This is a genomic window from Pseudomonas oryzihabitans NBRC 102199 (assembly GCF_000730625.1).
Classification (GTDB): Bacteria; Pseudomonadota; Gammaproteobacteria; order Pseudomonadales; family Pseudomonadaceae; genus Chryseomonas; species Chryseomonas oryzihabitans.
In genome coordinates, this window is record NZ_BBIT01000019.1 from 111,688 (window position 1) to 138,231 (window position 26,544).

General features: G+C 66.8%; 25 protein-coding genes, 3 tRNA genes and 2 pseudogenes. 10 read left to right on the forward strand and 20 right to left on the reverse strand.

Annotation, left to right across the window (positions count from 1 at the left end; translation table 11 throughout):
- Entirely contained in the window at positions 1-1,383 is a 1,383-nt protein-coding gene (gene lpdA / locus POR01S_RS19280) for a dihydrolipoyl dehydrogenase (protein ID WP_042137760.1), read from the forward strand.
- Positions 1,380-2,399 (forward strand): AraC family transcriptional regulator, encoded by a 1,020-nt coding sequence (locus POR01S_RS19285; protein ID WP_042137762.1) that lies wholly within the window; start codon positions 1,380-1,382, stop codon positions 2,397-2,399. Before lpdA ends, POR01S_RS19285 begins: the two co-directional genes overlap by 4 nt.
- Here the strand turns inward: POR01S_RS19285 and POR01S_RS19290 are convergent.
- From POR01S_RS19290 to tyrS, 9 genes are all read right to left on the reverse strand, one after another.
- Positions 2,396-2,797 carry an ester cyclase gene (locus POR01S_RS19290; RefSeq protein WP_042137765.1) on the reverse strand — a complete coding sequence of 134 codons (402 nt, stop codon included), beginning with the start codon at positions 2,795-2,797 and terminating at the stop codon, positions 2,396-2,398. The two genes, POR01S_RS19285 and POR01S_RS19290, sit on opposite strands and share 4 nt — an antisense overlap.
- A 61-nt stretch (positions 2,798-2,858) precedes the next feature.
- Entirely contained in the window at positions 2,859-4,112 is a 1,254-nt protein-coding gene (locus POR01S_RS19295; protein WP_042137766.1) for a metal-dependent hydrolase family protein, read from the reverse strand.
- Positions 4,109-5,416, reverse strand: coding sequence for an MFS transporter (locus POR01S_RS19300; protein ID WP_042137767.1), 1,308 nt, complete (start codon positions 5,414-5,416; stop codon positions 4,109-4,111). The genes POR01S_RS19295 and POR01S_RS19300 overlap by 4 nt, the downstream gene beginning before the upstream one ends.
- 183 nt (positions 5,417-5,599) lie before the next feature.
- Positions 5,600-6,502, reverse strand: coding sequence for a LysR substrate-binding domain-containing protein (locus tag POR01S_RS19305; protein WP_027597689.1), 903 nt, complete (start codon positions 6,500-6,502; stop codon positions 5,600-5,602).
- Between the two features lie 65 nt (positions 6,503-6,567).
- Positions 6,568-7,353, reverse strand: a complete 786-nt coding sequence (locus POR01S_RS19310; RefSeq protein WP_007162199.1) for an enoyl-CoA hydratase — start codon at positions 7,351-7,353, stop codon at positions 6,568-6,570.
- A 14-nt stretch (positions 7,354-7,367) separates the two neighbouring features.
- Positions 7,368-8,552, reverse strand: coding sequence for an acetyl-CoA C-acyltransferase (locus POR01S_RS19315; protein ID WP_042137769.1), 1,185 nt, complete (start codon positions 8,550-8,552; stop codon positions 7,368-7,370).
- Positions 8,553-8,704: 152 nt separating this feature from the next.
- Positions 8,705-9,472, reverse strand: a complete 768-nt coding sequence (locus tag POR01S_RS19320) for an SDR family NAD(P)-dependent oxidoreductase (RefSeq protein ID WP_027597687.1) — start codon at positions 9,470-9,472, stop codon at positions 8,705-8,707.
- A 98-nt stretch (positions 9,473-9,570) separates the two neighbouring features.
- The gene (locus tag POR01S_RS19325; protein WP_027597686.1) at positions 9,571-10,248 is read right to left on the reverse strand and encodes an SDR family oxidoreductase; all 678 of its coding nucleotides are present in this window, start codon (positions 10,246-10,248) and stop codon (positions 9,571-9,573) included.
- 10 nt (positions 10,249-10,258) lie between these two features.
- Positions 10,259-11,503, reverse strand: coding sequence for a tyrosine--tRNA ligase (gene tyrS / locus POR01S_RS19330; RefSeq protein WP_042137772.1), 1,245 nt, complete (start codon positions 11,501-11,503; stop codon positions 10,259-10,261).
- A 606-nt stretch (positions 11,504-12,109) separates the two neighbouring features.
- On the opposite strand from tyrS, the gene POR01S_RS19335 reads away from it, so the two are divergent.
- Complete coding sequence (locus POR01S_RS19335; protein ID WP_042137773.1) at positions 12,110-13,282, forward strand: GAF domain-containing protein; 1,173 nt, start codon at positions 12,110-12,112, stop codon at positions 13,280-13,282.
- Between the two features lie 5 nt (positions 13,283-13,287).
- Positions 13,288-13,899 carry a histidine phosphatase family protein gene (locus tag POR01S_RS19340; protein WP_169742433.1) on the forward strand — a complete coding sequence of 204 codons (612 nt, stop codon included), beginning with the start codon at positions 13,288-13,290 and terminating at the stop codon, positions 13,897-13,899.
- On the opposite strand, the gene POR01S_RS24400 is transcribed toward POR01S_RS19340, so the two are convergent.
- From POR01S_RS24400 to POR01S_RS19365, 7 genes and pseudogenes are all read right to left on the reverse strand, one after another.
- Positions 13,896-14,438 (reverse strand): methyl-accepting chemotaxis protein, encoded by a 543-nt coding sequence (locus POR01S_RS24400; protein WP_371099719.1) that lies wholly within the window; start codon positions 14,436-14,438, stop codon positions 13,896-13,898. The two genes, POR01S_RS19340 and POR01S_RS24400, sit on opposite strands and share 4 nt — an antisense overlap.
- Positions 14,439-15,209: pseudogene (locus POR01S_RS24405) on the reverse strand (PAS domain-containing protein); the annotation flags it as partial. It abuts the gene before it with no gap.
- A gap of 249 nt (positions 15,210-15,458) precedes the next feature.
- Positions 15,459-16,928, reverse strand: coding sequence for a chemotaxis protein CheW (locus tag POR01S_RS19350; RefSeq protein ID WP_042137777.1), 1,470 nt, complete (start codon positions 16,926-16,928; stop codon positions 15,459-15,461).
- Positions 16,925-17,500, reverse strand: coding sequence for a methyl-accepting chemotaxis protein (locus POR01S_RS24410; RefSeq protein ID WP_371099720.1), 576 nt, complete (start codon positions 17,498-17,500; stop codon positions 16,925-16,927). Before POR01S_RS24410 ends, POR01S_RS19350 begins: the two co-directional genes overlap by 4 nt.
- Before the next feature lie 30 nt (positions 17,501-17,530).
- Positions 17,531-19,399, reverse strand: a pseudogene (locus POR01S_RS19355) (PAS domain S-box protein); the annotation flags it as partial.
- Positions 19,400-19,541: 142 nt separating this feature from the next.
- The gene (locus POR01S_RS19360) at positions 19,542-20,327 is read right to left on the reverse strand and encodes a sulfite exporter TauE/SafE family protein (protein WP_042137778.1); all 786 of its coding nucleotides are present in this window, start codon (positions 20,325-20,327) and stop codon (positions 19,542-19,544) included.
- A gap of 117 nt (positions 20,328-20,444) precedes the next feature.
- Complete coding sequence (locus POR01S_RS19365) at positions 20,445-20,807, reverse strand: hypothetical protein (protein ID WP_007162187.1); 363 nt, start codon at positions 20,805-20,807, stop codon at positions 20,445-20,447.
- A 165-nt stretch (positions 20,808-20,972) separates the two neighbouring features.
- Between POR01S_RS19365 and POR01S_RS19370 the strand changes: the two genes are divergently transcribed.
- The 3 genes from POR01S_RS19370 (at position 20,973) to POR01S_RS19375 (ending at position 21,741) form a co-directional block, all read left to right on the forward strand.
- Entirely contained in the window at positions 20,973-21,176 is a 204-nt protein-coding gene (locus POR01S_RS19370; RefSeq protein WP_007162186.1) for a hypothetical protein, read from the forward strand.
- A 76-nt stretch (positions 21,177-21,252) separates the two neighbouring features.
- Positions 21,253-21,381, forward strand: a complete 129-nt coding sequence (locus POR01S_RS24050) for a hypothetical protein (RefSeq protein ID WP_007162185.1) — start codon at positions 21,253-21,255, stop codon at positions 21,379-21,381.
- A gap of 177 nt (positions 21,382-21,558) precedes the next feature.
- Positions 21,559-21,741: a hypothetical protein gene (locus POR01S_RS19375; protein ID WP_007162184.1), complete on the forward strand. Its 183-nt coding sequence runs from the start codon at positions 21,559-21,561 to the stop codon at positions 21,739-21,741.
- Between the two features lie 95 nt (positions 21,742-21,836).
- On the opposite strand, the gene POR01S_RS19380 is transcribed toward POR01S_RS19375, so the two are convergent.
- The 3 genes from POR01S_RS19380 to POR01S_RS19390 form a co-directional block, all read right to left on the reverse strand.
- Positions 21,837-21,921: transfer RNA gene (locus tag POR01S_RS19380), tRNA-Leu, on the reverse strand.
- A gap of 51 nt (positions 21,922-21,972) precedes the next feature.
- Positions 21,973-22,048: transfer RNA gene (locus tag POR01S_RS19385), tRNA-His, on the reverse strand.
- Between the two features lie 35 nt (positions 22,049-22,083).
- Positions 22,084-22,160: transfer RNA gene (locus POR01S_RS19390), tRNA-Arg, on the reverse strand.
- Positions 22,161-22,407: 247 nt separating this feature from the next.
- On the opposite strand from POR01S_RS19390, the gene folD reads away from it, so the two are divergent.
- Positions 22,408-23,262: a bifunctional methylenetetrahydrofolate dehydrogenase/methenyltetrahydrofolate cyclohydrolase FolD gene (folD, locus tag POR01S_RS19395; protein WP_042137780.1), complete on the forward strand. Its 855-nt coding sequence runs from the start codon at positions 22,408-22,410 to the stop codon at positions 23,260-23,262.
- Positions 23,263-23,304: 42 nt separating this feature from the next.
- Here folD and POR01S_RS19400 read toward each other — a convergent pair whose 3' ends face one another.
- Positions 23,305-24,150 (reverse strand): glycine betaine ABC transporter substrate-binding protein, encoded by an 846-nt coding sequence (locus tag POR01S_RS19400; protein WP_371099721.1) that lies wholly within the window; start codon positions 24,148-24,150, stop codon positions 23,305-23,307.
- A gap of 269 nt (positions 24,151-24,419) precedes the next feature.
- On the opposite strand from POR01S_RS19400, the gene POR01S_RS19405 reads away from it, so the two are divergent.
- Both POR01S_RS19405 and POR01S_RS19410 read left to right on the forward strand, forming a co-directional pair.
- The gene (locus tag POR01S_RS19405; RefSeq protein WP_027597678.1) at positions 24,420-25,730 is read left to right on the forward strand and encodes an alpha/beta fold hydrolase family protein; all 1,311 of its coding nucleotides are present in this window, start codon (positions 24,420-24,422) and stop codon (positions 25,728-25,730) included.
- 97 nt (positions 25,731-25,827) lie between these two features.
- On the forward strand, positions 25,828-26,544 hold the full coding sequence (locus POR01S_RS19410; RefSeq protein WP_223855461.1) for an MlaA family lipoprotein: 717 nt from the start codon (positions 25,828-25,830) through the stop codon (positions 26,542-26,544).

A 26,544-nucleotide genomic window follows, 5' to 3' on the forward strand; every position in this document is an offset into this window, starting at 1 on the left:
ATGGACACCCGACTCCTCATCATCGGCGGCGGCCCCGGCGGTTATGTCGCCGCCCTGCGCGCCGCTCAGCTGGGCATCGCCACCACCCTGGTGGAGGGCGCCGCCCTTGGCGGTACCTGCCTCAACGTTGGCTGCATCCCCTCCAAGGCGATGATCCATGTCGCCGAGGAATTCCATCGCGCCTGCGGTCGCGCCGACCAGGGCGCCCTCGGTATCCGCCATGGCCGCCCGGAACTGGACCTCGACCAGGCCGTGGCCTGGAAGAACGGCATCGTCGATCGCCTCACCACCGGCGTCGCCGCCCTGCTCAGGAAGCAGGGGGTGACGGTGGTCGAGGGCTGGGCCGAGATCCTCGACGGCAAGACCGTCGAGGTGCAGCGCGCCGGTGGCGAACGGTTGCGCATCCGTACCGAACACCTGGTGCTGGCCATGGGCTCCACCTCGGTGGAATTGCCCAGCCTGCCCTTCGGCGGCCCGGTGATCTCGGCCACCGAGGCCTTGTCGCCCACGGCAATCCCCGAGGATCTGGTGGTGGTGGGCGCCGGCTATATCGGCCTGGAGCTGGGCATCGCCTATCGCAAGCTGGGCGCCCGGGTCGCAGTGGTGGAGGCTCAGTCGCGGCTGCTGCCAGGCTACGACGCCGAACTTACCGCCCCGCTGCGCCACCGCCTGGAACGGCTGGGTATCGAGCTGCACCTGGGCTGCACCGTCGCCGGGCTGGCCGCGGACGGCGCTGGCCTGCGGATGACCCGCGGTGACGGCGAGGAGCAGATCCTGCCGGCCCAGCGCATTCTGGTGGCGGCCGGTCGCCGTCCCCGCACCGAAGGCCTGGAGCGCCTGCCGCTGGACTACGACGGCCGCTATATCCGCGTCGACGACGGCTGCCGTACCAGCATGACCGACGTCTGGGCCATCGGTGATCTCACCGGCGAACCCCTGCTGGCCCATCGCGCCATGGCCCAGGGCGAGGTGGTCGCCGAGCTGATCGCCGGCAAGCGGCGGCGCTTCGCGCCGGTCGCCATCCCGGCGGTCTGCTACACAGATCCGGAAATCGTGGTGGTCGGCCTGACCCCGGAGCAGGCCAAGGCCCAGGGGCTGGAGACCAAGGTCGCCAGCTTCCCCTTCGCCGCCAATGGCCGTGCCCTCACCTTGGAGGCGCCGGAAGGCTTCGTGCGGGTGGTGGCTCGTGCGGACGACCATCGCATCCTTGGCTGGCAGGCCACCGGGCAGCAGGTGGCGGAACTGGCCACGGCCTTTTCCCACAGCCTGGAAATGGGCATGCAACTGGAAGACGTCGCCGCCACCCTGCACCCCCACCCCACCCTGGGCGAAGCGGTGCAGGAAGCGGCGCTGCGCGCCCTGGGCCGGGCCCTGCATCTGTGACCGACCTGCCGCGCGACAGCCTGGCGCCGGGCATCCTCGACGAAGCCCTGGCCGGGCTGTGCCGGCGCAGTGGTCTGGCGCCGGAGGCCCTGCTCGCTGCCGAAGGCGTCCAGCCAGCCGAGCTGCTGCTTGACCGCGAGCGCCTCTCGGCGCCGCTGTTCGGCCAGCTGTGGTATCGCCTGGCGTGGCGTTTCGATGACGAGTTCTTCGCCCTTGGCCCACGCCCGCTCCCGGCTGGCAGCTTTGCCTTTCTCTGCCAGAGCACCCGCCTGCAACCGACCCTCGGTGACGCCCTGCGGCAGAGCGCCGACTTCCTGCGCCTGACCCTGGGCGTCGATCTGCGCCTGCAGCGCAATGGCGAGCAGGCGACCCTGCGGCTGGCCCCCGGCAGCCTGCCGGGTAGCTTTGCCGTCTTTACCCTCTGGCTGATCCTGCATGGCCTGGCCTGCTGGCTGGTAGGCCGCCGCTTGCCACTGGCGGAGATTCGCCTGACCGCCCAGGAGCCGCCGGCGGAACTGCTGGCCGACTATCACCAGCGCTTCGGCACCCACCTCAGCTTCGCCCACGGCGAAGACTGCCTGCTGCTGGACGCCGCCGTATTGGGCCTGCCGATCCGCCGCAGTGCCGCGGATGCGCGTCGCTTCATCGCCGCCGCACCGGGCAATCTGCTGGTGCACTATCGCGACGACGCCAGTCTGATCGCCCGCATCCGCGCCCTACTGCGCAGTCGTGCCCCGGAAGACTGGCCGGACGCCGTCAGCCTGGCCGCGACCCTGGGTCTTTCGGCTGCGACCCTGAGACGCCAGCTGGCGGCGAGCGGCCAGACCTACCAGCGCCTCAAGGACGAACGTCGCTGCCGCCTGGCCTGCCGCCAGCTGGATCAGGGCGCCCTGCCCCTGGAGGAGCTGGCCCTGCGTCTGGGTTTCGCCGATCCCCGCTCCTTCCAGCGCGCCTTTCGCAAGTGGACGGGCTTGAGCCCCCTGGGCTATCGCCAGCGCCAGACCCGAGCGGGTTAGCCCTCGGCCAGCTGGGCAGCGATGGCGGCGGTGTCGATCACCGAGCGCACCTCACGGATTCGCCCGTTCTCGAAGCGATAGAAGACGTGCTCGCTGAAACGCACCCGCCGTCCGTTTACCGCCAGCCCGAACAGCTCGCCCCGTGGCGTGCAGTCGAAGTCCAGTTGCGCGGCCAGCCAGGGCGCTTCCACGACCAGCAAGCGCGCCGCGAAGTGCAGATCGGGAATGGCGGCATGATCGCCTTCCAGCATGGCCTGGTAGCCCGCCAATCCCAGGGGCCGGCCGTTGTGCTCGACGCCTTCGTCGACATAACGGCCCAGCTCCGTCCAGGCCTGGCGGTTGAGGCAGTCGAGGTAGGCCTGGTAGTGACTGCCGAGTTCGGTTGCGGCGAGGGGCATCACGAATTCTCCATGGGCATTGACTGCTACAGGGGACCACGCCAGGCCGGCAAGTCTCCCTTCACCCGAGGCGATTCTTTACCAGACGGCCGCCCTGCAGGATGACGTCCAACCGCTCGCCCTGCCCCACCAGGCAGGAAATATCGGTCAAGGGATCGCCATCCACGACCAGCAGATCCGCCAGGGCGCCAGCCGCGATGCAACCCAGCTCGCCCTCCCGTTCGAGGATGCGCGCCGCGACGCTGGTGGCGCTGCGCAAGGCTTCCAGATTGCCCAGCACCTCGGCGCGGATGCGCAGTTCCTGGGTCTGGTATTCGTGCATCTCGCCCAGCAGGTCGGAGCCGTAGCCCATGGGTACGCCCGCCTCGGCGAAAAATTCCAGGGCGCGACGGCCGGCCAGGCGGACGTCTTCGATCTTGGCCACGGAATCCGCTGGCAGCCCATAGCGGGCGCCGTGCTCGGCGAGCATCTCGTAGGTCACCTGGGTGGGCACGGCGAAGGCGCCCCGCTCGCGCATCAGCTGCGCCGTCTCCCGGTCGACCAGATTGCCGTGCTCGATGGTGCGCACCCCGCACGCCACGGCGCGGCGAATGGCGCGGGCGGTATAGGCATGGGCCATCACATAGGTATTGGCCGCTTCGGCTTCCTCGACGATGGCGCGGATCTCGGCTTCGCTGTACTGGGTATTGGCGATGGGATCGGTGGGCGAGGACACCCCGCCGGAGGCCATGATCTTGATCTGGCTGGCGCCCTGCTGCAGTTCCTCGCGCACCGCCTTGCGCACGTTGTCCACCCCGTCCACCACCCGGGCGATGGCACCGGCGCGGAAGCAGCAACTGCACGGCTCGTTCAGCAGCAGCTCCCCACGCGCCCGCATGTCGCCATGGCCGCCGGTCTGCGACAGCGCCTTGCCGGAGGCGAAGATCCGCGGGCCCGGCACCAGTCCCAGGGCGATGGAGCGCGCCAACGCCCAGTCCGCGCCGCCGGCATCGCGGACGGTGGTGAAGCCGCGCTCGAGCATGGCGCCCAGGATCGGCAGGGCGCGGTACATGATGATGGCGTTCGGCTGCAGGGCGTTGAAACCCAGGTTGGCGCTGGATGCCAGGACATGCACATGGCAATCGATGAGGCCGGGCATCAGGGTGCGGCCGCCCAGATCGATGACGGTGACGCCTGCCGGCGGCGCAGCGCTCTGGTCGCGCACGGCGGTAATGCGCTCACCCTCCACCAGGACTTCCTTGCCGGTGATCAGGGTGCCGCTCGCCAGATCCAGCAGCTTGCCGTTGCGCAGCAGTAGAGAGGTGCCTTGAGTCATGCGGATTCTCCCGAAGGTTGCTCGCTGGCGGCGTCGCGAAACAGCGCCGCGCCCACGGCACTGATGGCCGCGGCGAACATGATGTAGAAGGCCGGCGCCAGCGGGCTGCCGGTGGCGGCGATCAGCCAGGTCACGGTAAAGGTGGCGAAGCCGCCGAACAGGGTCACGGCGAAGTTGTAGGCCACCGACAGTCCGGTGGAGAGCACCCGGGTCGGCAACAATTCGCCGAAGGCCGCCAGCAGACCGCCCAGATAGCCGGAGATCAGCAGTCCCAGCACGGCCTGGAACACCAGCAGGGAAGCCAGGCCCGGCCAGCGATTGAGCATCCAGAACAACGGCCAGGCGAGGCAGAAGATGGCGATGGCCGACCCCAGCAGCCAGGGTCGCTTGCCCTGGCGATCGGCCAGGCGCCCTACCAGCGGCGTCGCCACCAGCAATACCAGGCCACCGAGTACGCCGGCGGTGAAGCCCAGGCCACTGGGCAGACCCAGCACCCGGGTGGAGTAGGACGGCAGGTAGAACAGCACGGAGTAGGTGCAGACCGTCCAGAGCACGACCATGGAAAAGGTGATCGCGGTCTGGCGGGGATAGATGCGCACTACCTCCCGCAGCGGCGACTGGGCACGCTCGACGGTGGCATAGGCCGGGGTTTCGTCGATGCGGCTACGGATGTAGAAACCGACGGGGCCGATCAGGGAGCCGAACAGGAACGGCAGGCGCCAACCCCAGCTCTCGAGTTGCTCCGGAGTCAGCAATGCCGACAGCAGCGCGCCGGCGCCTGCACCCAGGGCGACCGCCACCCCGATGCTGGCCTGGATCCAGCTGGAGTAGTAGGCCTTTTGCCCAGCGGGCGCGTGCTCGGTGAGAAAGGCGGTCGCGCTGCCCATCTCGCCACCCGCGGAAAAGCCCTGCAGCAAGCGCGCGAAGACGATGAGCGCCGGGGCGAACAGCCCCCACTGGGCATAGCCCGGGGTCACGGCGATGATCAGGGTACCGGCGGCCATCAACAGGATGGTCAGCGACAGCGCCGCCTTGCGGCCGCGGCGATCGGAGTAGATGCCGAGCAGGATGCCCCCTACTGGCCGCATGAAGAAACCGACGCCAAAGGTGGCCAGGGCCAGGAGGTAGGAGGTGAGTTCGCTGGCGGTCGGAAAGAACACCTTGGCGATGATGACGGAGAAGAAGCTGTAGACGGTGAAGTCGAACCACTCCAGACCGTTGCCGACCACGGTGGCGACGACCGCCTTGTTGGCCTGGCGGCGGTGGGCGGTGGACGGCTGCGGGAAGGTCGTAGCGCTCTGCATTGTTGGCTCCCTGAATGCGAGTCGCGCAGGAAACTCGGGAGTCCCTGCACCGGCGACGGCAGTTTCGATAAAGGAAACAGGACGAGGATCTCCGCCCTCTGCCGCCGAGCTTAAGGGGCTACCCGGGACGCAGGAAAACGCTGATTGCAGGGGTTTGCATGCGCCAGGCGCATGCAAGAGGGGTCAAGGTGACGCGCTCAGGGCGTCGTTAAGCCAGGCTTCGAAACGGCGCGTCGCCAGGCCCGGCTGGCGATCGCCCGGCCACAGCAGGTAGTAACCCCCCTGCCCCTGCACGCATTCGCTACAGGCTTCGACCAGCGCGCCCGAGCGCAGGTGGGCATCGATCATGGGGCGCCAGCCCAGGACGATACCGTGACCGGCAATCGCCAGATCGACCAGGATGGGGTACTGACTCACGGTGAGCCGCTGGCGGATCCGCGGGGCTGGATAGCCTAGCCGCGCGAACCACTCCGTCCAGGACAGCCAGCGTCGCTGCCCGTCCTCGATCATCAGCAGGCGCCGGTCGAGCAGCTCCGGGGGAGACAGCTGCTGCCCGCCCAGGTAGTCCGGGGCGCAATAGGCGCCTACCCATTCGGGAAACAACTGGCGACCGGCCAATCCCGGCGGCGGCGGTTCCCGCAGGAAATAGAGCGCCAGATCGAATTCGGGCTTGAGCAAGGTATCGAGGTTGTCCAGCACCCGCAGGCGCACGTCGATGCCGGGAAAGGCACTGGCAAAATGGCCGATCAGCGGCCCCAGCCACAGGGCGGCGACGCCCGAGGAGCAGGCCAGGACCAGTTGCTGCTCGCCACTGAGATCCATAACCTCGGCGGTGGTTTCCGCCAGGCCCGCCAAGAGTTGCTGGACCCGCTCGGCATAGCGCTGCCCGGAGACGGTCAGGTGCAGCCGCTTGTGTTCCCGCCGAAACAGCGCGCGACCGAGAAAGGCCTCCAGCTGCGCCACCTGACGGCTGATGGCGCTTTGCGTGAGATTGAGTTCGAGCGCGGCACGGGTAAAGCTGCCAAGCCTGACCGTTGCCTCGAAGGCAATCAGATTGGTCAGGGGTGGCAAGGGGTCGATACGCATCCGAAGGCTCTACGACGCTGGGCGGAAACGGCCAGTCTAGCGCCTCCGAGAGGCGCCGGGAGCGCTCAACGATGCTCGAACTTCGCCGGCCGCTTCTCGACGAAGGCGGCCATGCCTTCCTTCTGGTCGGCGCTGGCGAACAGCGAATGGAAGACCCGGCGCTCGAAGCGGATACCCTCGGCCAGGCTGGTCTCGAAGGCGCGATTGACGCTCTCCTTGAGCAGCAGGGTCGCCGGCAGCGAGCGACTGGCGATGCCACGGGCGGCTTCCAGGGTGCGCTCCAGCAATTCGTCGGCGGGAAACACCTGGGCGACCAGGCCGGCGCGCTCGGCTTCGGCGGCGGGCAGCTGGCGTCCGGTCAGGCACAGCTCCATGGCCTTGGCCTTGCCCAGGGCGCGGGTCAGGCGCTGGGTGCCGCCGATGCCAGGAATGACACCCAGGGTGATCTCCGGCAGGCCGAAGCGCGCGGTGTCGGCGGCATAGATGAAGTCGCACAGCAGCGCCAGTTCGCAGCCACCGCCCAGGGCGTAGCCGGCCACGGCGGCGATCAGCGGCTTGCGCCGCTCGGCGATGCGGTCGGCGACACGGAAATAGTCGTCCAGGTAGATCTGCGGATAGCCCTGCCCCGCCATTTCCTTGATATCGGCGCCGGCGGCGAAGGCCTTGGCCGAGCCGGTGAGCACCACGCAACCGACCTCGGGATCGGCGTCCAGACGCGCCAGCATGGCATCCAGCTCGTGCAGCAGCTGGGCATTGAGGGCGTTGAGCGCCTTGGGGCGGTTGAGGGTGATGAGGGCAACGCGCGCCTCGATCTCCAGCAGCAGGGTCGATTCGGCAGAGGGTTCGCTCATGGTCTTGTCCTTGTCTAGTCGTTGAGTTCCAGCGCCATGGCCGTGGCCTCGCCACCGCCGATGCAGATGGCGGCCACGCCCCGGCGCAGACCGCGCTGGCGCAGCGCCTGGATCAGGGTCACCAGGATCCGCGCGCCGGAGGCGCCGATGGGATGGCCCAGGGCACAGGCGCCACCGTGCACGTTCAGGCGCTCCGGGTCCAGCCCCAGGGCATCCTGGGCGGCCAGTGCCACCACGGCGAAGGCTTCGTTGATCTCGAACAGGTCGACGTCGTTCAGCTGCCAGTCGATGCGCGCGAGCAGGGTGCGGATGGCGCCGATGGGCGCGGTGGGAAAGTCGCCCGGCGCGCCGGCATGGGCGGCATGGCCACGGATCGTCGCCAGCGGCGTCAGGCCTTCGCGCACCGCCGTGCTGGCGCGCATTAGCAGCAATGCCGCGGCGCCATCCGAGATGGAGCTGGCGTTGGCCGCGGTGACGGTACCGCCTTCGCGAAAAGCCGGCTTTAGGGTGGGAATGCGTGCCGGATCGGCACGGCGCGGTTGTTCATCGGTGTCGATGCTCAGGGTTTCCTTGCGCCCCGCCACCTCCACCGCGACGATCTCGGCGACGAAGGCGCCACTGGCCTGCGCCTGGCGCGCCCGGGCGAGGGACTGCTGGGCATAGGCATCCTGGCGCTCGCGGCCGATACCCAGACGCGCCGCGCAGTCCTCGGCGAAGGTGCCCATCAGGCGCCCGGGCTCGTAGGCGTCTTCCAGGCCGTCGAGAAACATGCTGTCGATCAGGGCGCCGTGGCCGAGGCGGTAGCCGCTACGGGCCTTTTCCAGCAGATAGGGCGCGCGACTCATGCTTTCCATGCCGCCCGCCACCACCACCTCGGCACTGCCGGCGCGCAGCAGGTCATGGCCGAGGATGGCCACCTGCATGCCCGAACCGCACATCTTGTTCAGGGTGGTACAGCGCGTGCTCTGGTCCAGGCCGGCGCCAAGGGCCGCCTGGCGGGCCGGTGCCTGGCCGAGGCCGGCGGGCAGCACGCAGCCCATGAGCACCTCGTCGACCCGCTCCGGCGACCAACCGCTCCGCTCCAGCACGGCGCGAATCACGGCGCTGCCCAGCTGTGGCGCCGACAGCGCCGCCAGTTCGCCGCCCAGGGCGCCCATGGGGGTGCGAGCGGCGGCGACGATAACAATGGGATCGTTCATGACAACTCTCCTAGGCCCTTACGAAAAGTGCCTACACTCGGTGATGCTTCGTTGAAAAGCGCTTCGGAATGCTCATTTACCACTCGTAAACTCCGCTTCCTCAGCGCTTTTCGCCTCGCCTGACCATCGCTCGGCGACTTTTCGTACAGGGCCTAGCGCGGGGCCATGCGCAGCGCACCGTCGAGACGGATCACCTCGCCGTTGAGCATGGGATTCTCGATGATGTGGCGGACCAGGGCGGCGAATTCCTCGCCGCGACCGAGGCGCGGGGGAAAGGGCACGTTGGCGGCCAGGGCCTCGCGCACCTCGGGGGTCATGCCGGCCATCATGGGCGTCTCGAAGACGCCCGGCGCTATGGTCATGACCCGGATGCCCTGCCCGGCCAATTCGCGCGCCGCCGGCAGGGTGAGCGCGGCAACGCCCCCCTTGGAGGCGGCATAGGCGGCCTGGCCGATCTGGCCGTCGAAGGCGGCGATGGAGGCGGTGTTGATGATCACGCCGCGTTCGCCGCCGGCATCGGCCTCGCCCTGGGCCATGGCCGCGGCGGCCAGGCGCAGCACATTGAAGCTGCCCACCAGGTTGACGTTGATGATGCGCGCGAAGGCGGCGAGATCGTGGGGGCCGTTGCGCCCGAGGATGCGTGCGCCGCCAACGATGCCGGCGCAGTTGATCGCCCCCTGCAGACCGCCCCAGCGGGCCAGGAGGGTATCCATGGCAGCGCTCAGGGCCTCGGCATCGGTCACGTCCACGGCGAGCGCCAGGGCCCGGTCGCCGAGTCGTTCGGCCTGGGCCTGCACGGCCTCGGCCTGCAGATCCAGCAGCGCCACCCGGGCGCCTGCCGCGATCAGCGCCGCGGCGGTGGCGGCGCCAAGGCCGGATCCGGCGCCGGTTACCAGAAAGGTGTGCTCGTCGATGCGCATGGGCGGGCTCTCCAGGATGATGGACTTATCTTCGATCCTCGACAGAGGTCGGACAAGGGCCGGATCGCTCAGCCGCACTGAGCGATCCGGCCCCCTGCTCACCAGGGCAGGGCCTGGCCCTGGTAGTCGAGAAAGGCACAGCCGCGCTGGCCGGCCCGCGCCTCGATCGTCGCTACCAGACCGGCAACGCTAGCGGCCACCTCGACCGGCGCGCCGGCCCCGCCCAAGGCGGTACGCACCCAACCCGGGTGCAGCGCCAGCACGGCGAAGGCGGGTTGCTGCCCGGCTACCCAGCTCTGCAACAGGCTGTTGAGCGCCGCCTTGCTGGCGCCATAGAGCGGCATGTCGGCGGCCCGTGCCAGGCTGACGCTGCCCATCTGCGAACTCAGGCAGGCCGCCACTCCCGCCGCAGCCATCCGCGGCGCCAGGGCCTCCAGCAGCCGCAGCGGCGCCACGGCATTGGTCAGGAACAGCTCGCCCAGCTCTGCGGCGGTCGCCCGCTGCCCCTCCTCCTCTGTCGGCCCCATGATGCCGGCATTGACGATCAGCCGATCCAGCGGCTCATCGCGGCTTTCGCTCAGCAGTCGCGTGCCCAGCTCGGGATCGCAGAGATCGCCGGTCACCACCCGCAGCCGCCCTGCGGTGGTCGCCGCCAGGGCGTCCAGCGCCGCATTCGGTGTTCGTACCAGCGCCAGCACCTGGTCGCCACGACCCAGGTAGCGCTCGACCAGCCCCAGTCCTATGCCCCGCGAGGCGCCTATCACCCAGACCTTCATCGCCTTCTCCTCAGTCCACCGCTGTGATGCGCAGATGCCGCTTCTTGCCCAGACTTACCCGTCGACCGACGTCGCCCGCCGTGAGCCGCACATCGGGATCGGGTACCGGCTGCTCGTCCAGGCGCAAACCCCCGCCTTCCGCCAGCCGGCGGACCGCACTGCGCGACGGCTGCACACCGGTCTGCACCAGCAGCTCGACCAGGCTGACACCCCCATCGAGCTGCCGGCGACTCAGAGCGAGCGTCGGCAAGCGACCACCGCCGTCCCGGTCGGCGAAGACCTCGGCGGCCGCCGCCTCGGCCGCACGCTGGGCCTGCTCGCCGTGGGCCAGGCGGGTCGCCTCGTTGGCCAGCACGGTCTTGGCCAGATTGATCTCCGCGCCGCCCAAGGCCGCCAGCCGCCGTACCTCGTCCAGCGGCAGCTCGGTAAACAGCGCCAGGAAACGCTCGACGTCGGCATCGTCGCAGTTGCGCCAGAATTGCCAGAAGTCGAAGGCCGACAGCCGCTCCTCGTTGAGCCAGACCGCGCCCTGGGCCGACTTGCCCATCTTGCGGCCGTCACGGGTGGCCAGCAACGGCATGGTCAGGCCATGGAGCTGAGGGCCACCCTGCCGGCGTGACAGCTCCACGCCATTGATGATGTTGGCCCACTGGTCCGCGCCGCCCAGTTGCAGGGTGCAGCCATAGCGCCGCGACAACTCGACGAAGTCGTAGGCCTGCAGCAGGGTGTAGCCGAATTCCTCGAAGGACAGCGAGTGCTCGCGATCAAGGCGATTCCTAATGGCATCGAAGGTCAGCAGTCGATTGATGGAAAAGTGCCGACCCACGGCGCCGAGGAAATTCAGATAGCCGAGGCCGTCGAGCCATTCGGCGTTGTCCACCACCTGGGCGCGACCGTGGCCATCGCCGACCTCCAGGTAGCGGTGGAAGGCCTTGGCGATACCGGCCATGTTCAGGGCGATCTGGCCGTCGGTGAGCACCGGACGGCTGCTGTCGCGAAAGCTGGGATCGCCGATGCGGGTGGTGGCGCCGCCGATCAGCAGCAGGATGGGATGGCCGGCGCGCTGCAGCCAGCGCATCAGCATCAGGCCCTGCAGATGGCCGACGTGGAGACTGTCGGCGGTGGCGTCGAAGCCGAGATAGCCGGTCACCGGGCCGCTGGCAAAGGCGCGGGCGAGGCCGTCACGGTCAGTGGTCTGATGGACGAAGCCGCGGGCTTCGAGGGTGGCGAGCAGGTCTTGCGTAGTGCTGTCCATGGGGTCTCCTGTGGCTGGACGGTGCCTGGGAGACCGGGAGAAGTTGCCTTGACCGAGCCGCCCTGGGCGGTTCGGTCATGCAGCGCAGTACCTACCACCCGATATTGGTCAGGTAGTAGTAATAGGCGCTGATGGGGCAAAGGAAGGTTCGCATGGGGCGCCACGCTACCCACTCGCCCGCCGCTTGGCAACTGCGAACCGCTCGCACTGCCGCTTCGACCAGATGTCGCACCTCCTCTGCCGGCGGCTGAACGAACGGCGACAGTGGCGTTCCGAGTCCTGTCCTTTGCCAGCAGTATCGAGACGCAGAGATGAACCTACCCGCTCCACCCCCCGAGATCCCCAGCACCGGCATGACAGTCCCAGGCGTACCTGGACAAGGAACAGCCCTTGCGTGAGAGGATCTCCCCGATGAAAAGCATTACCCCGGCCAACCTGCTTTTGCTGCTGCTCTGCCTCACAGTACTGGCCTACGCCACCGATCTGATCGGCTAGCCGAGCCCGGCCGATCGGCCGGTTACCCGGTTGGCTCGGCGGTCTGGCGGTTGCTCTCCGCCGTCTCTTGGCCTAGCGTTCAGGGCCTGTCCGTAAGAGAACTACCGCGCCATGCCCAGCCAACCCTCCAGTACCGTCGAAAGCATCGAGCTGCTGGCGTCCCTGGATTCCGTCGCGGCGCTCCTGCGCGTGGTCTGCGACATCAGCGGCCTCGGGGTCGCCACCGTGGCCGAGGTCACCGAGCAGCGCTGGATCGCCTGCGCGGTGGAGGATCGCATCGCCTTCGGTCTGCAACCCGGCGCCGAACTGGATCTCGAATCCACCCTGTGCAATCACGTGCGCTCCTCCCACGACGCCGTGATCATCAGCGACGTGACCCAGAACCCTACTTACTGCGACCATCCGGCGCCCGGCCTCTATGGCTGGAAGAGCTATCTGTCGGTCCCGGTGTTCCGGCCCAATGGCACCTTCTTCGGCACGCTGTGCGCCTTCGATCCCCAGCCCGCACCGCGGCTGGAGCAGCGCCCGGTGATCGACACCCTGGACGGCTTCGCCCGTCTGCTGGGGGAATTGCTCGCCCGAGAAGAACAGCGTCGCGAGGCGAGCCCCGGTGCGCGTGGCGACCACGATCTCACACCGCTGCGCGAGCAACTGCTGGTGCTGCTGGAAGAAGACCTGCAGCGTCCGCTGCAGGCGCTGGCCGCGCAGGACCTGCCCACGAGCGCCGCAGAGGCCGAGCCCTGGCAGGCCGAGGCCCGGCGCCTGGCTGAACGCAGCGCTGCGGCCGCCGATTTCGTCCGTGTGCGTCTCGGCCACGGCCTGCCGCTGAAACTGACCTTGGTGGAGGGCGTCAACGAGCGTCTGACCAACCTGCTCGCCACGCTGCAGGCCCGTTTTCCCGACCAGACCCTAGGCAGCGAGCTGCCGGAGTTACCCGCCGCGCTGCGCCTCGATCTGCCGCGCCTGCTACAGGCCGTGGGCGCGCTGCTGGAGTGGGTCGCTTGCCGCAATCCCCCCGGCGGTACCCTGCTATTACGCGGCCTGATCCAGGAACGCTGCTACAGCCTGGCCGTGGAAAGCCGCACCGCCGTGGTGGATCCTGGCAGCCTGAGCCAGGTGTTCCAGCCGGCGCTGAGCCAGGCCACGCCTGAACAGCCCGCCCGCCTGGAGCTGAGCCTCTACCTCGCCCAGGAGGTCGCCCGCGGCCATGGCGGCAGCCTGATCGCGCGACTGGAAGACGGCCGCCTGCGTTTCCTTCTCACCCTGCCCACGGCCCTGGACTGATGCCCTTGCCCTTCCCCGCTCCCTTGCTGGTGATCCGTCACGGCGAAACCGACTGGAATGCCAGCGGCCGCCTGCAGGGTCGCCAGGACATACCGCTCAACGCCCGTGGCCGGGCCCAGGCCGAGGCCGTGGGCCTGGCCCTGCGCGAACGCCTCGACGTCTCTCGCTTCACCTGCCTGAGCAGTCCGCTGCAACGCGCCAGCGAAACCCTCGATCTGATCCTGGCGCAGCTGCCCGGTGCGCCACTCAGCCTGGGCCGCGATGCGCGTCTGGCGGAAAAGGCCTTTGGCGACTGGGAAGGCCTGGACATGCCGACCATCGCCCAGCGCTATCCCGAGCAGCACGCCCAGCGCATGGCCGAGCCCTATACCTTTAGGGTGCCCGGTGGCGAAAGCTATGCCGATGCCGCCGAACGGGTGCGCCCCCTGCTGGAAGAACTCCAGGGTCCCACCCTGCTGGTGGCCCACGGCGCCCTGATCCGCAGCCTGCTGGTGGCCCTCGGCCTGGCCAGCCCGGAGGTGGCGACCCGGATGGTCATCCACCAGGGCCGCTGGCTGGAGCTGGATGCGGCCGGTTATGCGTGGTACAGCGCCCCCGGCTGGGACGCTCAGGCTTAACTCAGCCGGCGGGCGAACTGGCTGACCGCGCCCACCACCTGGCGGGCGCCCTCCTGGATCTCGGTGATGCGCACCCCGGCGTTGCTGGCTAGGTGCAGCCCCTGCTCCGCCTGCTGGCGACTGGCGGCCATGTTGCTGACCGCCGTCTGCGCCAGTTGCTGGTTCTGCTGCACCACGCCGACGATTTCTTCGGTGGCCTTGCTGGTGCGCCCGGCCAGTTGCCGGACCTCGTCCGCCACCACCGCGAAGCCGCGCCCCTGCTCGCCGGCCCGGGCGGCTTCGATGGCGGCGTTGAGCGCCAGCAGATTGGTCTGCTCGGCGATGCCGCTGATGGTCTTGACGATGGCGCTGATCACCAGCGACTGCTTGCCGAGGTCCTCGATGCCATTGGCGGCGACCTGGATCTCGTCGGCGATGCGGGTCATCACCGCGACGGTGTCCTGCACCACCGCCGCGCCCTGGCGGGCGCTTTCGTCGGTGGTCTGGGAGATGTCGAAGGCGACCCGCGCGGCCTCGGCCACCGCCAGTTCCTGTTCCACCTGATCGGTGATGACGGTGGCGAACTTGATGACCTTGTACAGCTCGCCACGGGTGTTGAGTACCGGGTTGTAGGAGGCTTCCAGCCAGACGGTACGGCCATGGCTGTCGATGCGCTTGAAGCGGCTGGCCACGTAGTCGCCGCGATTGAGGCGCTCCCAGAAGGCGCGATAGTCGGCCGATTCGGCCTCTTCACGGGTGCAGAACATCCGGTGGTGCTTGCCGACGATCTGCGCCAGCGAATAGCCCATGCCCTGCAGGAAGCGCTCGTTGGCGGTCAGCACCTCGCCGGACAGGTTGAATTCGATCACCGCGGTGGATCTCAGCAGCGCATTGATGATGCCCGAGTGTTCCGTGGAGGTCTCCACCTGCTCGGTACGGTCATAGGCATAGCAGCGGATCTGCTTGACCTGGCCCTGGCTATCGCGCACTGGCGTCCAGATCGCATAGAGCCAGGCGACGCCGCCCGTTCCGCGCAGCAGCCGATAGATGCCACTGGCCTGGCGGCCTTCGCTGAAGCTGCGTTTCAGGTCGCCGTAGCAGACCAGCTTCTTCACGTAGTCCGGAATGATGTCGTCCAGATTGCGCCCGGTCAGACTGCCGGGGGCGTAGCCTAGGCAGAGCGCGAAGTTCTCGTTGAAATCCTCGATCCGGCCCTGGGCGTCCAGCAGCAGATGCAGCGAATCCTGATGGAAGGCCGCGCTCACCTGGCGGTGCTCGGACAGTTCGGCTTCGAGATCGGCGATGCGACGTTTGAGTGCGGCGTTGAACATGGGATCACCCAGGAAAGTTGTGTCTTTCTCTGGTTCGACGCGCCGCGGGATTTCTTGACCGGGTGCTGATGAACGCCTGGCTCCCGAGCCGGCAACAACAGCGCCGATCGCGCGCCCGGCCTGACATTGGAGGGAAAACCCGAGCGGCTCTAGCCTGCCGCTGCCGCTTCGATGATGACGTCCGGCGGGGCCGGACCAGAGTGCCGGCGATCCGTTACCCGACCGCTCAGCGAAGCGACAGGCGGTAGGTCAGATCGCCGCGACCAAGGGCTCCGGCAGGGTCTGGCGTGGCTGGCCTTCCAGGCGCCGCGCCAGGGCGCCGAGGTCGATCAGGGTCGCCTGGCGACTGTTGCCCGGAGCCCCTACCCCTACCCAGCTCTGCGCCCGCTGCGCCGGCACCGCGCCGCCCTCCCCGGGCAGTTGCCAGCTGCGCGTCAGGGCATCGGCGCGCAATTCGGTAAAGGCCTCGATGGCTTCCACCCGCTGCACCACGAAGCCCAGGCGCTGGCGCTGCCCCTCCACCACGATCACCTGATCGTCGGGGTCGGGAGCGACCGCCACCGCGCCGGCGAGGGTGCGCAGGCACACCAGGGTGATCTGCTGGCCGCGGACCTCCATCACCCCCAGCAGCCGCGGATCCCGCTGACCGAGGCGCAGGAAGTGCGCCGGCAGCGGCAGGACCTCGGCCACCTGCTCCAGCGGTACGGCGAACAGCAGTTCGGCGAGAAAGGTCAGGCACGGCTGACGTCGCACCTGGCGGCGCTCTTCGCGCAACAGGTCGCGATCGGTGCGATAGATCCGCGCATAGGCGACCGCCGCCTCCTGGCACCCCGGGGCCAGATGATCGATCACGATCGCCGCCTCGCCGTCCGCGGCGCTGAATACCCCACGCAACAGCGCCGGCTGCTCCAGGCCAAAGCCCAGCAGTGGCGCGCATTGCGCCGGATCCCGGCGCCACATGCCGAGCAGCCGCTGGAAGCCGAAGGCGACCCGATACTGACCCTGGTCGCCCGCCGCCAGCACCAGCAGCTGCTCATGGTGACCGTTCGCCGGCGTGGCCAGGCCGAGCAGCTCGGACAGCTCCAGCACCGGCAGGGCCTGGCCCCGCAGCTGCACCTGATAGCGACAGCTGTCGCTGGCGAATTCGCTGGGGGTCAGTTGCGGTCGATCCACCAGCTCCTGCACCACCGCCGCGTCCAGGCACAGGCGGCGCCCGTCGCACTCGAACAGCAGATAGAGGCGCTCCCCTTCCTTGCCGCGGGCCACCTGCTGCCGCGTCGACGGCACGTCGGCACTGACCTCGAAGCCCGGCAAGGCGGCCAGGGCGTCCAGGTCCAGCAAATGCACCAGCCGACCGCTGTCCGGGCGCAGGTACACCTGCCCCAGCAGGCGTCCAGGCGCCCCTTGCAACCGTACGATGACGTCATCCGCCAGACCGAGGAGATCCACCACGCCATCGATGGCCAGGCCGAAGCGTCCACCGCCCTGGCGGATCACGGCGATCCGCCGCTCGCCCTCGCCCGCCGGCAGCCCCAGCAGGCGATGACCGTCCACCAGCGGCAGCGGCTGGCCGCCCAGCTCGAAGAGGCCGAGCAGCCAGGGCACCGGACTTGGATGAGGGGCCAGGCGCTCCGGCCAGGGCACCACGCGTTCCAGGGCCTGGGCGGACAGGGCGACTTCCAGTTCGCCGATTCGCACGACGCCCTGGGTCGCGGTCACGATCGCGCTCCCCCGGTCACCGGCGTGAGCGTGGTGGCCGCGTCCAGCTCCTGGATCAGTTGATTGACCCGCGCCGCATCCTCGAGCTGGGCCGCGGTGGAGCCGTTGATGGCCTCGATGGACTGCTGGGTCTTGCCCACCCCTTCGGCGATCAGGCCAAAGGCCTCGCCCACGCTGCGCGAGATCTCGCTGCCCTGGGCGATGCTCTTGACCGACTCCAGGATCAGCTTGTTGATCTCCTTGGTCGCCTGGGACGACTTCTCGGCCAGCTTGCGCACCTCGTCGGCCACCACCGAGAAGCCCAGTCCGTGCTCGCCGGCACGGGCCGCCTCGATGGCGGCGTTGAAGGCCAGCATGTTGGTCTGGTTGGCGATGTCGCTGATCACCTGGACGATGTCCTGGATGCCCCCGGCCGTGGTGCCTATGGCCTCCATGGCGTCCAGCGAGCGGCCCAGGGTCAGGGAGCCGCGTTCGGCTTCCTCCAGGGTGCGTCGGGCCATGCGGTTGGCGTCGTCGGTGGTCTCGGCGATCTGGTTGATGGAGCGGGTCAGGGCATGCAGCGAGAGATTCATCTGCTCGATCTTCTGCCGCAGGTGCTGCTCCAGCTCCACCTGGCGGGTGATATCGGTGGCGAACTTCACAACCTTGTGCACCTGACCGTCGGCGTCGAAGATGGGGTTGTAGGTGGCCTGGATCCAGATGCGCTGGCCGAACTTGCTCAGCCGCATGAAGCGTCCGCCAAACACCTCGCCCTGGGCCAGCCGCGCCCAGAACTCGCGGTATTCGCCGGAGGCGACGTGCTCCGCCTCGCAGAAGATGCGGTGATGCTGGCCGCGGATCTCTTCCAGGCGATAACCCAGGGTCGCCAGGAAGTTGCGGTTGGCTTCGAGGATCTTGCCGGTCAGGTCGAATTCGATCACCGCCTGGCCGCGGTCGACGGCCGCCACCTTGCCCGCATAGTCGCTGTTGCGAATCTGGCTCTCGGTGATGTCCACGGCGAACTTCACCACCTTGCACGGCTTGCCGTCGGCGTCGAAGATCGGGTTGTAGGTGGCCTGGATCCAGATCTCCTCGCCCCGGCTGTTGCGTCTCTTGTACACCCCGGCGTCGAATTCGCCCCGCGCCAATTTATCCCAGAACAGCCGGTACTCCGCGGAACGGGCATAGTCGTCGGGACAGAAGATGCGGTGATGCTTGCCCACCACTTCATCGGCCTGGTAACCCAGGGCCAGCAGGAAGTTGCGGTTGGCGGTGATTACCGTGCCGTCGAGGGAGAATTCGGCGATGGCCTGGGAGCGGTCGATGGCCGCCACCTTGCCTTCGTAGTCGCTGTTGCGCAGCTGACTCTCGGTGACGTCGCTGGCGAACTTGACCACCTTGTAGGGCTTGCCCTCGGCATCGAGGATGGGGTTGTAGGTGGCCTGGATCCACACCTGGCGGCCGTCGCTGGCGCGTCTCTTGTACAGCCCGGTATCGAAGTCGCCGCGGCCGAGCTTCTCCCAGAACAGCCGATAGCCCGGTGAGCGGGCAAGCTCGGGTTCACAGAAGATCCGGTGATGCTTGCCGCGCACCTCGTCCAGGCTGTAACCCATGGCCGACAGGAAATTCTCGTTGGCGGTCAGGATATTGCCGTGCAGATCGAATTCGATCACCGCCTGGGCACGATCGATGGCGGCCATCTTGCCTTCGAACTCCGCGGCCTGCAGTTGCGCATCGGTGACATCGGTGGCGAACTTCACCACCTTGTAGGGCCGACCGTCGCTGTCGAGGATGGGGTTGTAGGTGGCCTGGATCCAGATCGGCCGGCCATCGCGGCGGATGCGCTTGTAGACGCCGGTATCGAAAACGCCCTGCCCCAGGCGATTCCACAGCAGGGCGTATTCCGCCGAACGCGCATAGTCGGCCGGGCACATCAGGCTGTGATGACGCCCGCGCAGCTCGTCCAGCGCATAGCCGGTCATGCCAAGGAAATTGTCGTTGGCCCAGAGCACGTTGCCCTGCAGATCGAATTCGATCACCGCCTGGGAACGATGGATGGCCTCGATCTTGCCCTCGTACTCGACCGCCTGCAGGCGCGCCTCGGTAATGTCGGTGGCGAACTTGATGATGCGCTGCGGGCGCCCTTGCGCATCCAGCAACGGATTGTAGGTGGCGCGGATCCACTTCAGGCTGCCGTCCTTGTGCCTGCGGCGATAGACGCCGCTATGGAATTCGCCGCGCCCCAGCGTTGCCCAGAAGTCCTGATAGTCGTCGCTTTCCGCTACCCCGGGCGGGCAGAACAGCCGGTGATGCCGCCCACTGATCTCCTCGAGACGATAGCCGAAGGTCTCCAGGAAGTTGTCGTTGGCGTGCAGCACATTGCCCTGCAGATCGAATTCGATCACCGCCAGGGAGCGGTCCAGCGCCTGGCGCAGCACGTGATAGGCAGAGGCATCGTCAACAGCGGCGAATTCGGCAGTGGCGGAGGACATGGGACAGCTCCAGGAAAGGACTCGGCGATCAGGTTATCGGCAATCGCGATAACAGTTTTAATACCGCCTATCCTAGAGATGTTTTGCACTAGCGGATCGCCAGTAGTCGTCCGATGAACGACCTTAAGTTTTCCATCTAGGTTCAGACCACCAGCTTGGTGCCTATGACCAGCAGCATGACCGCCAGGCAGGGCCGCAGGACAGCGTCCGGTACCCGTCCGGAGAGATGACTGCCCAGGAAGATGCCCGGCAGCGAACCCAGCAACAGAAAGCCCAAGACATTCCAGTCCAGATTGCCCAGGCCGGCGTGTCCCAGCCCTGCCACCAGTGTCAGGGGGACCGCATGGGCGATCTCGGTGCCGACCAGACGCCGCGTCGCCATCAGCGGATAGAGCAGAAAGAGCGCCACCGTACCCAGGGCACCCGCGCCGATGGAGGTCAGGGTCACCATGAAGCCCAGTACCGCGCCGGTCAGGACCGTCAGGGCATTGAGCCGCCCGGCGCTCAGGTGGAATCTGTCGCCGGCATGGCGGCTGGCAAAGACGAAGATCTGCTTTTTGAACAGGATGGCCAGGGCCGTCAGCAGCAACACGATGCCCAGGGCATGCTTGATCAGTGTATTGGTCGCCTGCTGATCACCGGGTAGCAGGGCCAGGGCCAGCAGCGTCAGGGCCGCCGCGGGCACGCTGCCGGCGGCCAGCCAACCGGTCACCTTCCAGTCGATGTTGCTATTGCGCTGGTGGACGAAGACGCCGCCCGCCTTGGTGATGGCGGCATAGAGCAGATCGGTCCCCACCGCTGCGGCCGGATTGATCCCGAACCAGAGCAGGATGGGCGTCATCAGCGAGCCACCGCCCACCCCTGTCATGCCGACGATGAAGCCAACCACCAGCCCCGCGACCACGAAGCCCATCGACCCTACTTCCATTACAGCCCCAATTGCCGTTGTCGGCTCATCTTGCGGCCGCACAGGATAACCACTCAGGTTATGCCGACCTATATGAAAAGAGTCTTTGCTTATAACCGAAAACGCTAAACCAGGGGATCATCGGCCCTGGTGGGCATTCAGATAGGCCGCCACCTCGTCGTCGCCATAGCCGGCGCGCCGCGCATGGGTTTCGATGGCGGCGCGACAGGCAGGGTCGGTGATGGTCGCTGGCAGGGTGGACCCGCACGGCGTCAGGGCCGCCTGGGCCAGGAAGCTCGCGAGATCCTGCTTGTGTTCGTCGGCGACGGGATGGGTACCCGTGGTGGGTGCATGGGCCGCTACCGGCGGCGTGGTGGTGGCCACCACGGCCGGCTCGCTGCCGGTCGAGTCGCTGCGATGGGTAGTGGCCACCGCGGCGATCACCAGCAGGCCGAAACCTGCGGTCAGCACCAGCAACTTGCGCGTCGAATTCCCGCTCATGATCTGTTCTTCCCTCTATAAAGCTGACATCTCGGACCTGAAAACGACATGAGCTGCCGAAAGTCCGACTTTTGACCAATCAAGTCAGACAATATTTTTCCCACCTGTGTTCAGTCGAAGCTCCCCCATGCCACACTCCGAAGCATCAGGAGATAGGAGCGGCTCATGCAGCAGAAGGATTTCATCGGGCCCCGCCTGCGCCAGCTCAGTGCGGATCTCTCGCTCGCCGATCGGCTGGCGGAGAGCGCCCAGGTCGATCTCAACGCCGATCTCAAGCGCCGGGTTCGCGAAGACCTGGAACAGGCGCTGCGCGAAGTGGGTCAGCTCAGCGAAGAACAGACGCTCTGGCTGAACTGGGCGAACAGCTAGCCTTGATGCGACTGGTGTCGTCGCGCTGTAACGCGCGGTTGCTATCTGTAGCGGCATCTACCTTCTGGAGCCCAGCATGAAAGCGGAATACGAAATCAGTGACGACATCGCCCAGTTCGTGGGCGGCGCCTTGATCAGCCTGGTCCTGATCAGTGGCGGAGCCCTCGGCGGCGCCTTCTTCCTGCTGACCTCAACACTCAACTGACCGTTGGTCGCCACCACCCGCCTGACCCGCCCCGAGGCGCGGCCGTCCTTGACCGGCTGCGCGGCCAGCGGCGCCGCCGCCACTCGTCCGGGCTCTCCAGGCATCTTGCATTACCCGCCCAGCGCATTATCTTGAAGGTGCCAATAACAATTAGTGCATACGGCAAGAGGTCGGATCATGCGAACCCAATTGACCCGCTCGATCACCCTGTTCGATAGCGCCATCGATCAGTCCGCCACGGCAGGCTCGCCGCCGCCCGTGTGCCACAGGCGCACCGCGCAACGCTGGACCCGGGCCCTGCTGTTCGGCACTTCGCTGGCCTTCGCCCTCTGCGCGCCGCTGCTGCGGCATCTGCACTGAGGTCCGGCGCCGGCGCTTGCGATCCTCTGGCCGCCCGCTAAATCGCGGGCACAAAAAAACCGGCACTGGGCCGGTCTTTTGCTGTGCATCTTGATTGGTGCGGACGGAGAGACTCGAACTCTCACACCTTGCGGCGCCAGAACCTAAATCTGGTGTGTCTACCAATTCCACCACGTCCGCGAGACGCTTGAAACACGAACGCCAGACACAAGGTCTGGCGTTCGCTAAATATGGGGTGGACGATGGGAATCGAACCCACGACACCAGGAGCCACAATCCTGTGCTCTACCAACTGAGCTACGCCCACCATATCTTACCTGCTTGCCGTCGCCGAACCGCCAATGGCGCGCCCGGCAGGACTCGAACCTGCGACCATCCGCTTAGAAGGCGGATGCTCTATCCAGCTGAGCTACGGGCGCCTGTTACGGCAGCTGCCCTAGCAGAGACTTCCTTGGTGAGAAGCCTCTTGCCTGGCCCTTGTCAGTGACTTGGGCTGTGCTCGGCAAGCGGGGCGAATGTTATAAAGCTCGCGCAGGTCCGTCAACTAATTTTTTAAAAATTTTTAAGCAGAAGAATGAGTTAGCCGCCGCAGAGGCTTCTCTGTTGCGAGCGGGCCCGTCCATGCGAAAATAGCCGACCCTTTTCCGTCACCACCAGAAATCGCCCATGACCGCCCAACTGATCGACGGCAAGTCCATTGCCGCCCGCCTGCGCCAGGATATTGCCCAGCGAGTCTCTCAACGTCGTAGCGCCGGACTGCGCGCCCCTGGCCTCGCCGTCATCCTGGTCGGCGACGATCCCGCCTCGCGCGTCTATGTGGCGCACAAGCGCAAGGACTGCGAAGAGGTCGGTTTCGACTCCTATGCCCATGACCTGCCGGCCACTACCAGCCAGGCCGAGCTGGAAGCCCTGATCGATCGTCTGAATGACGACACCGGCGTCGACGGCATCCTGCTGCAACTGCCCCTCCCCGCCCACCTGGACGCCACCGGGTTGCTGGAGCGCATCCGCACCGACAAGGACGTGGACGGCTTCCACCCCTACAATTTGGGCCGGCTGGCGCAGCGCAATCCCCAGCTGCGCCCCTGCACGCCCAAGGGCATCATGACCCTGCTGCACAGCACCGGCGTCGACCTCTATGGTCTGGATGCGGTGGTCGTCGGCGCCTCCAATATCGTCGGCCGCCCCATGGCGCTGGAATTGCTGCTGGCCGGCTGCACCACCACCGTGACCCACAGGTTCACCCGCTCCCTCGAGCACCATGTCAGCCAGGCCGACCTGGTGGTGGTTGCCGTGGGCAAGCCCGGACTGGTCAAGGGTGAATGGATCAAGCCCGGCGCCATCGTCATCGACGTCGGCATCAATCGTCAGGCCGATGGCCGCCTGGTCGGCGACGTCGAATACGAAAGCGCCTGCGCACGCGCCAGCTGGATCACCCCGGTCCCGGGTGGCGTCGGCCCCATGACGCGGGCCTGCCTGCTGGAGAACACGCTGTACGCGGCCGAGCAGCTGCACAGCTAGCAAAACGGGCCCCGCGGGGCCCGTTCTTCATTCGGCCAACCCTCAGGGCAGCCAGGACTTCACGCGATCCGGATGGGCAGCGATCCAGGCCTTGGCGGCCTCTTCCGGCTTCTTGCCCTCTTCCACGGCCAGCATCACCTCGTTCACCTCACCCGGCTGCCAGGCGAATTTCTTTAGGAAATCCCAGACCGGCTTGGCCTTGGCTTCCAGGGCCGGGTTGGCCACGGTGTCCACATGCTCGGAGCCACCGAACACGCCCTTGGGATCTTCGAGGAACTTGAGCTTCCACTTGGCGAACATCCAGTGCGGTACCCAGCCCGTCACCACGACCGGCTTCTGGTCCTTTTCCGCCCGGGTCAGCTCGGCGATCATGCCGCTGCCCGAACTGGCCACCAGCTTGTAGTCCAGGCCGTAGTCCTTGATCGCCTGGTCGGCCTTGAGCATGACCCCGGCACCGGCGTCGATACCGACGATCCGGCCGCCGAAGTCGGCCTTCTGCGCCTGCAGATCGGCGATGCTGTTGGCCTTGACGTACTCCGGCACGATCAGACCGATCTTGGCATCGGGGGTATTGACGTTCAGATCGACCACCTGGTCCTTCATCTTCTCGTAGTAGGCGCCGTGAGTGACCGGCAACCAGGCGGAGAGCATGGCGTCGAGCTTGCCGCGCGCGACCCCCTGCCACATGATGCCGGCGGCGACCGGCATGAGCTTGACCTCATAGCCCAGATTCTGGCGGATCACTTCAGCTGCGGTATGGGTCGTGGCCACGCTATCGGCCCAGCCATCGACATAGCCGATGGTGATTTCCGGCTTGGCCGCCTGGGCCAGGCTCATGGCCGAGGTCAGCGCAACACCGAGTCCTATTCCCAACAGTTTCTTCACCATGCTCATGCAGCAGTCCTCTCGCTATGGAAGTCGGGCGGTTGCCCCACCCCCATCATTCGGGCAATGCAAGATGGCCACTACCGCCTGGACGACGCATAACGACCGGTTAGCGACAAGAGCTGCACTTTTCGCGACATCCGATGTCGCTTGACGCAGCCCGTCGACCGCTCTGTAATCGACGCCTCGCAGTAACCTTCGCTTGCCGATGCAACCTATCGGCGAGTCGTTGTCTTACCTACGCTCTCAAGCCCTCTGAAAGGACTCTGTCCATGCGTCTTCCGTTGCGCGTCGCCGCCCTGCTGGGCGCGCTGTTTTCCGGCCTCTGGGGTACCGCGCACGCGGCCGCCGAAGTGGATGCCGCCACCTATGGCTATCCACTGGTCAATCCTTTCGAAGCCACCATCGTCACCACGCCGGAAAAATTCCGCCCCGAGCTGCCGCCCGAAAGCACCATCGACCAGGATGACTACAGTCTCAACCTGCGTCCGGAGCGGGAATACCAGCTGCCCGGCAACTTCTGGCCGGTGAAGAAATTCCACTACCGCCTCGCCCGCCAGGACCATCCGGCGCCGCTGATCTTCCTGATCGCCGGCACCGGGGCCAACTACTCTTCCAGCACCCAGGAATACCTCAAGCGGCTGTATTACGCGGCCGGCTACCACGTGGTGCAGCTGTCCTCGCCCACCAGCTGGGACTTCATGGTGTCGGTGTCGCGCACCGCCACCCCGGGCTACACCCCGCACGATGCCGAGGACCTCTATCGGGCCATGCAGGCGGTGCGCGCCCAGCATCCCAAGCTGCCCGTCACCGACTACTACCTGACCGGCTACAGCCTAGGCGGCCTGGACGCCGCCTTCGTCTCCTACTTGGACGAAAGCCAGCGCAGCTTCAATTTCAAGAAGGTGCTGATGGTCAATCCGCCGGTCAATCTGCTTACCTCGGTACGCAACCTGGATCGCCTGGTGCAGACCGAGGTGAAGGGCGTCACCAACAACCGCACCTTCTACGAGCTGATCCTGTCCAAGCTGACCCGCTACTTCCAGGAAAAGGGCTACGTCGACTTCAACGACGCCGTGGTGCGCGACTTCCAGCGCTCGCCGGAGCGGCTGAGCAACGAAGAACTGGCCATGCTGATCGGATCGTCCTTCCGCTTCTCGGCAGCCGACATCGCCTTTACCTCCGACCTGATCAACCGTCGCGGCCTGATCACCCCGCCGACCTACCCGATCAGCGAGGGCACCAGCCTGACGCGCTTCTTCGCCCGTTCGCTGCAGTGCGATTTCGACTGCTACATGACCGAGCAGGTGATGCCGTTCTGGCAAAAGAACTTCAAGGGGCAGAACCTCGACGATCTGGCGCGCAAGTCCAGCCTCACCGCGCTGGAGGACTATCTGAAGAGCAGCCCGAAGATCGGCGTCATGCACAATGCCGACGACATCATCCTCGGCCCGGGCGACCTCGGTTTCCTGCGCAAGACCTTTGGCGATCGCTTGACCGTCTATCCCCACGGCGGCCATTGCGGCAATCTCAACTACCGCGTCAACGCGAACGCCATGCTGGAGTTCTTCGCCCGTGGTTAAGTCCCTGCTCGCTCTTCTCCTGATGGCCAGTGCCTCGGTATTCGCTGCCGAATCGAGCCCGCCGCCCTCCTCCTCCCTGACCATCGGCTCGGACACCATGCCGGCCGCGCCCGTGGGCGCCGACGGCTTCAGCAATCCGCTGTCGACCCTCAAGTACAACCCGGGGCTGGACCAGCGCGAATTCGAACGGGCGTCACTGGTGGCGCTGGACGTCTACGACCCCTTCGAATCCTGGAACCGCCACGTCTACCACTTCAACTATCGGCTGGACGAGTGGGTCCTGCTGCCGGTGGTCAATGGCTATCGCTATATCACCCCGCGCTTCGTCCGCTCGGGCGTGAGCAACTTCTTCAGCAACCTGGGCGACGTCAACAACCTGCTCAACAGCCTGCTGCAGTTCAAGGGCCGCCGCGCCCTGGACACCACCGGCCGGCTGCTGCTCAACACCACCGTGGGGGTGTTCGGCCTGTGGGATCCGGCGACCCGCGTCGGGCTGATCAAGCAGCCGGAAGACTTCGGCCAGACCCTGGGCTTCTATGGCGTGGGTGACGGCCCCTTCCTGATGCTGCCGATCCTCGGCCCGTCCAACCTGCGCGACACCGGTGGCCTGGCGGTGGACTTCGCCGCCGAGGCGCAGATCAACTTCCTCAACGTCAGCGACGAGAGCAGTCGTCATCCGGAGATCATGGTGCTGCGCGGCATCAACCTCAGGTACGTGACCGACATGAGATACGGCCAGCTCAACTCGCCCTTCGAGTACGAGAAGATCCGCTACTTCTACACCAAGGCGCGGGAACTGCAGATCGCCGAATAA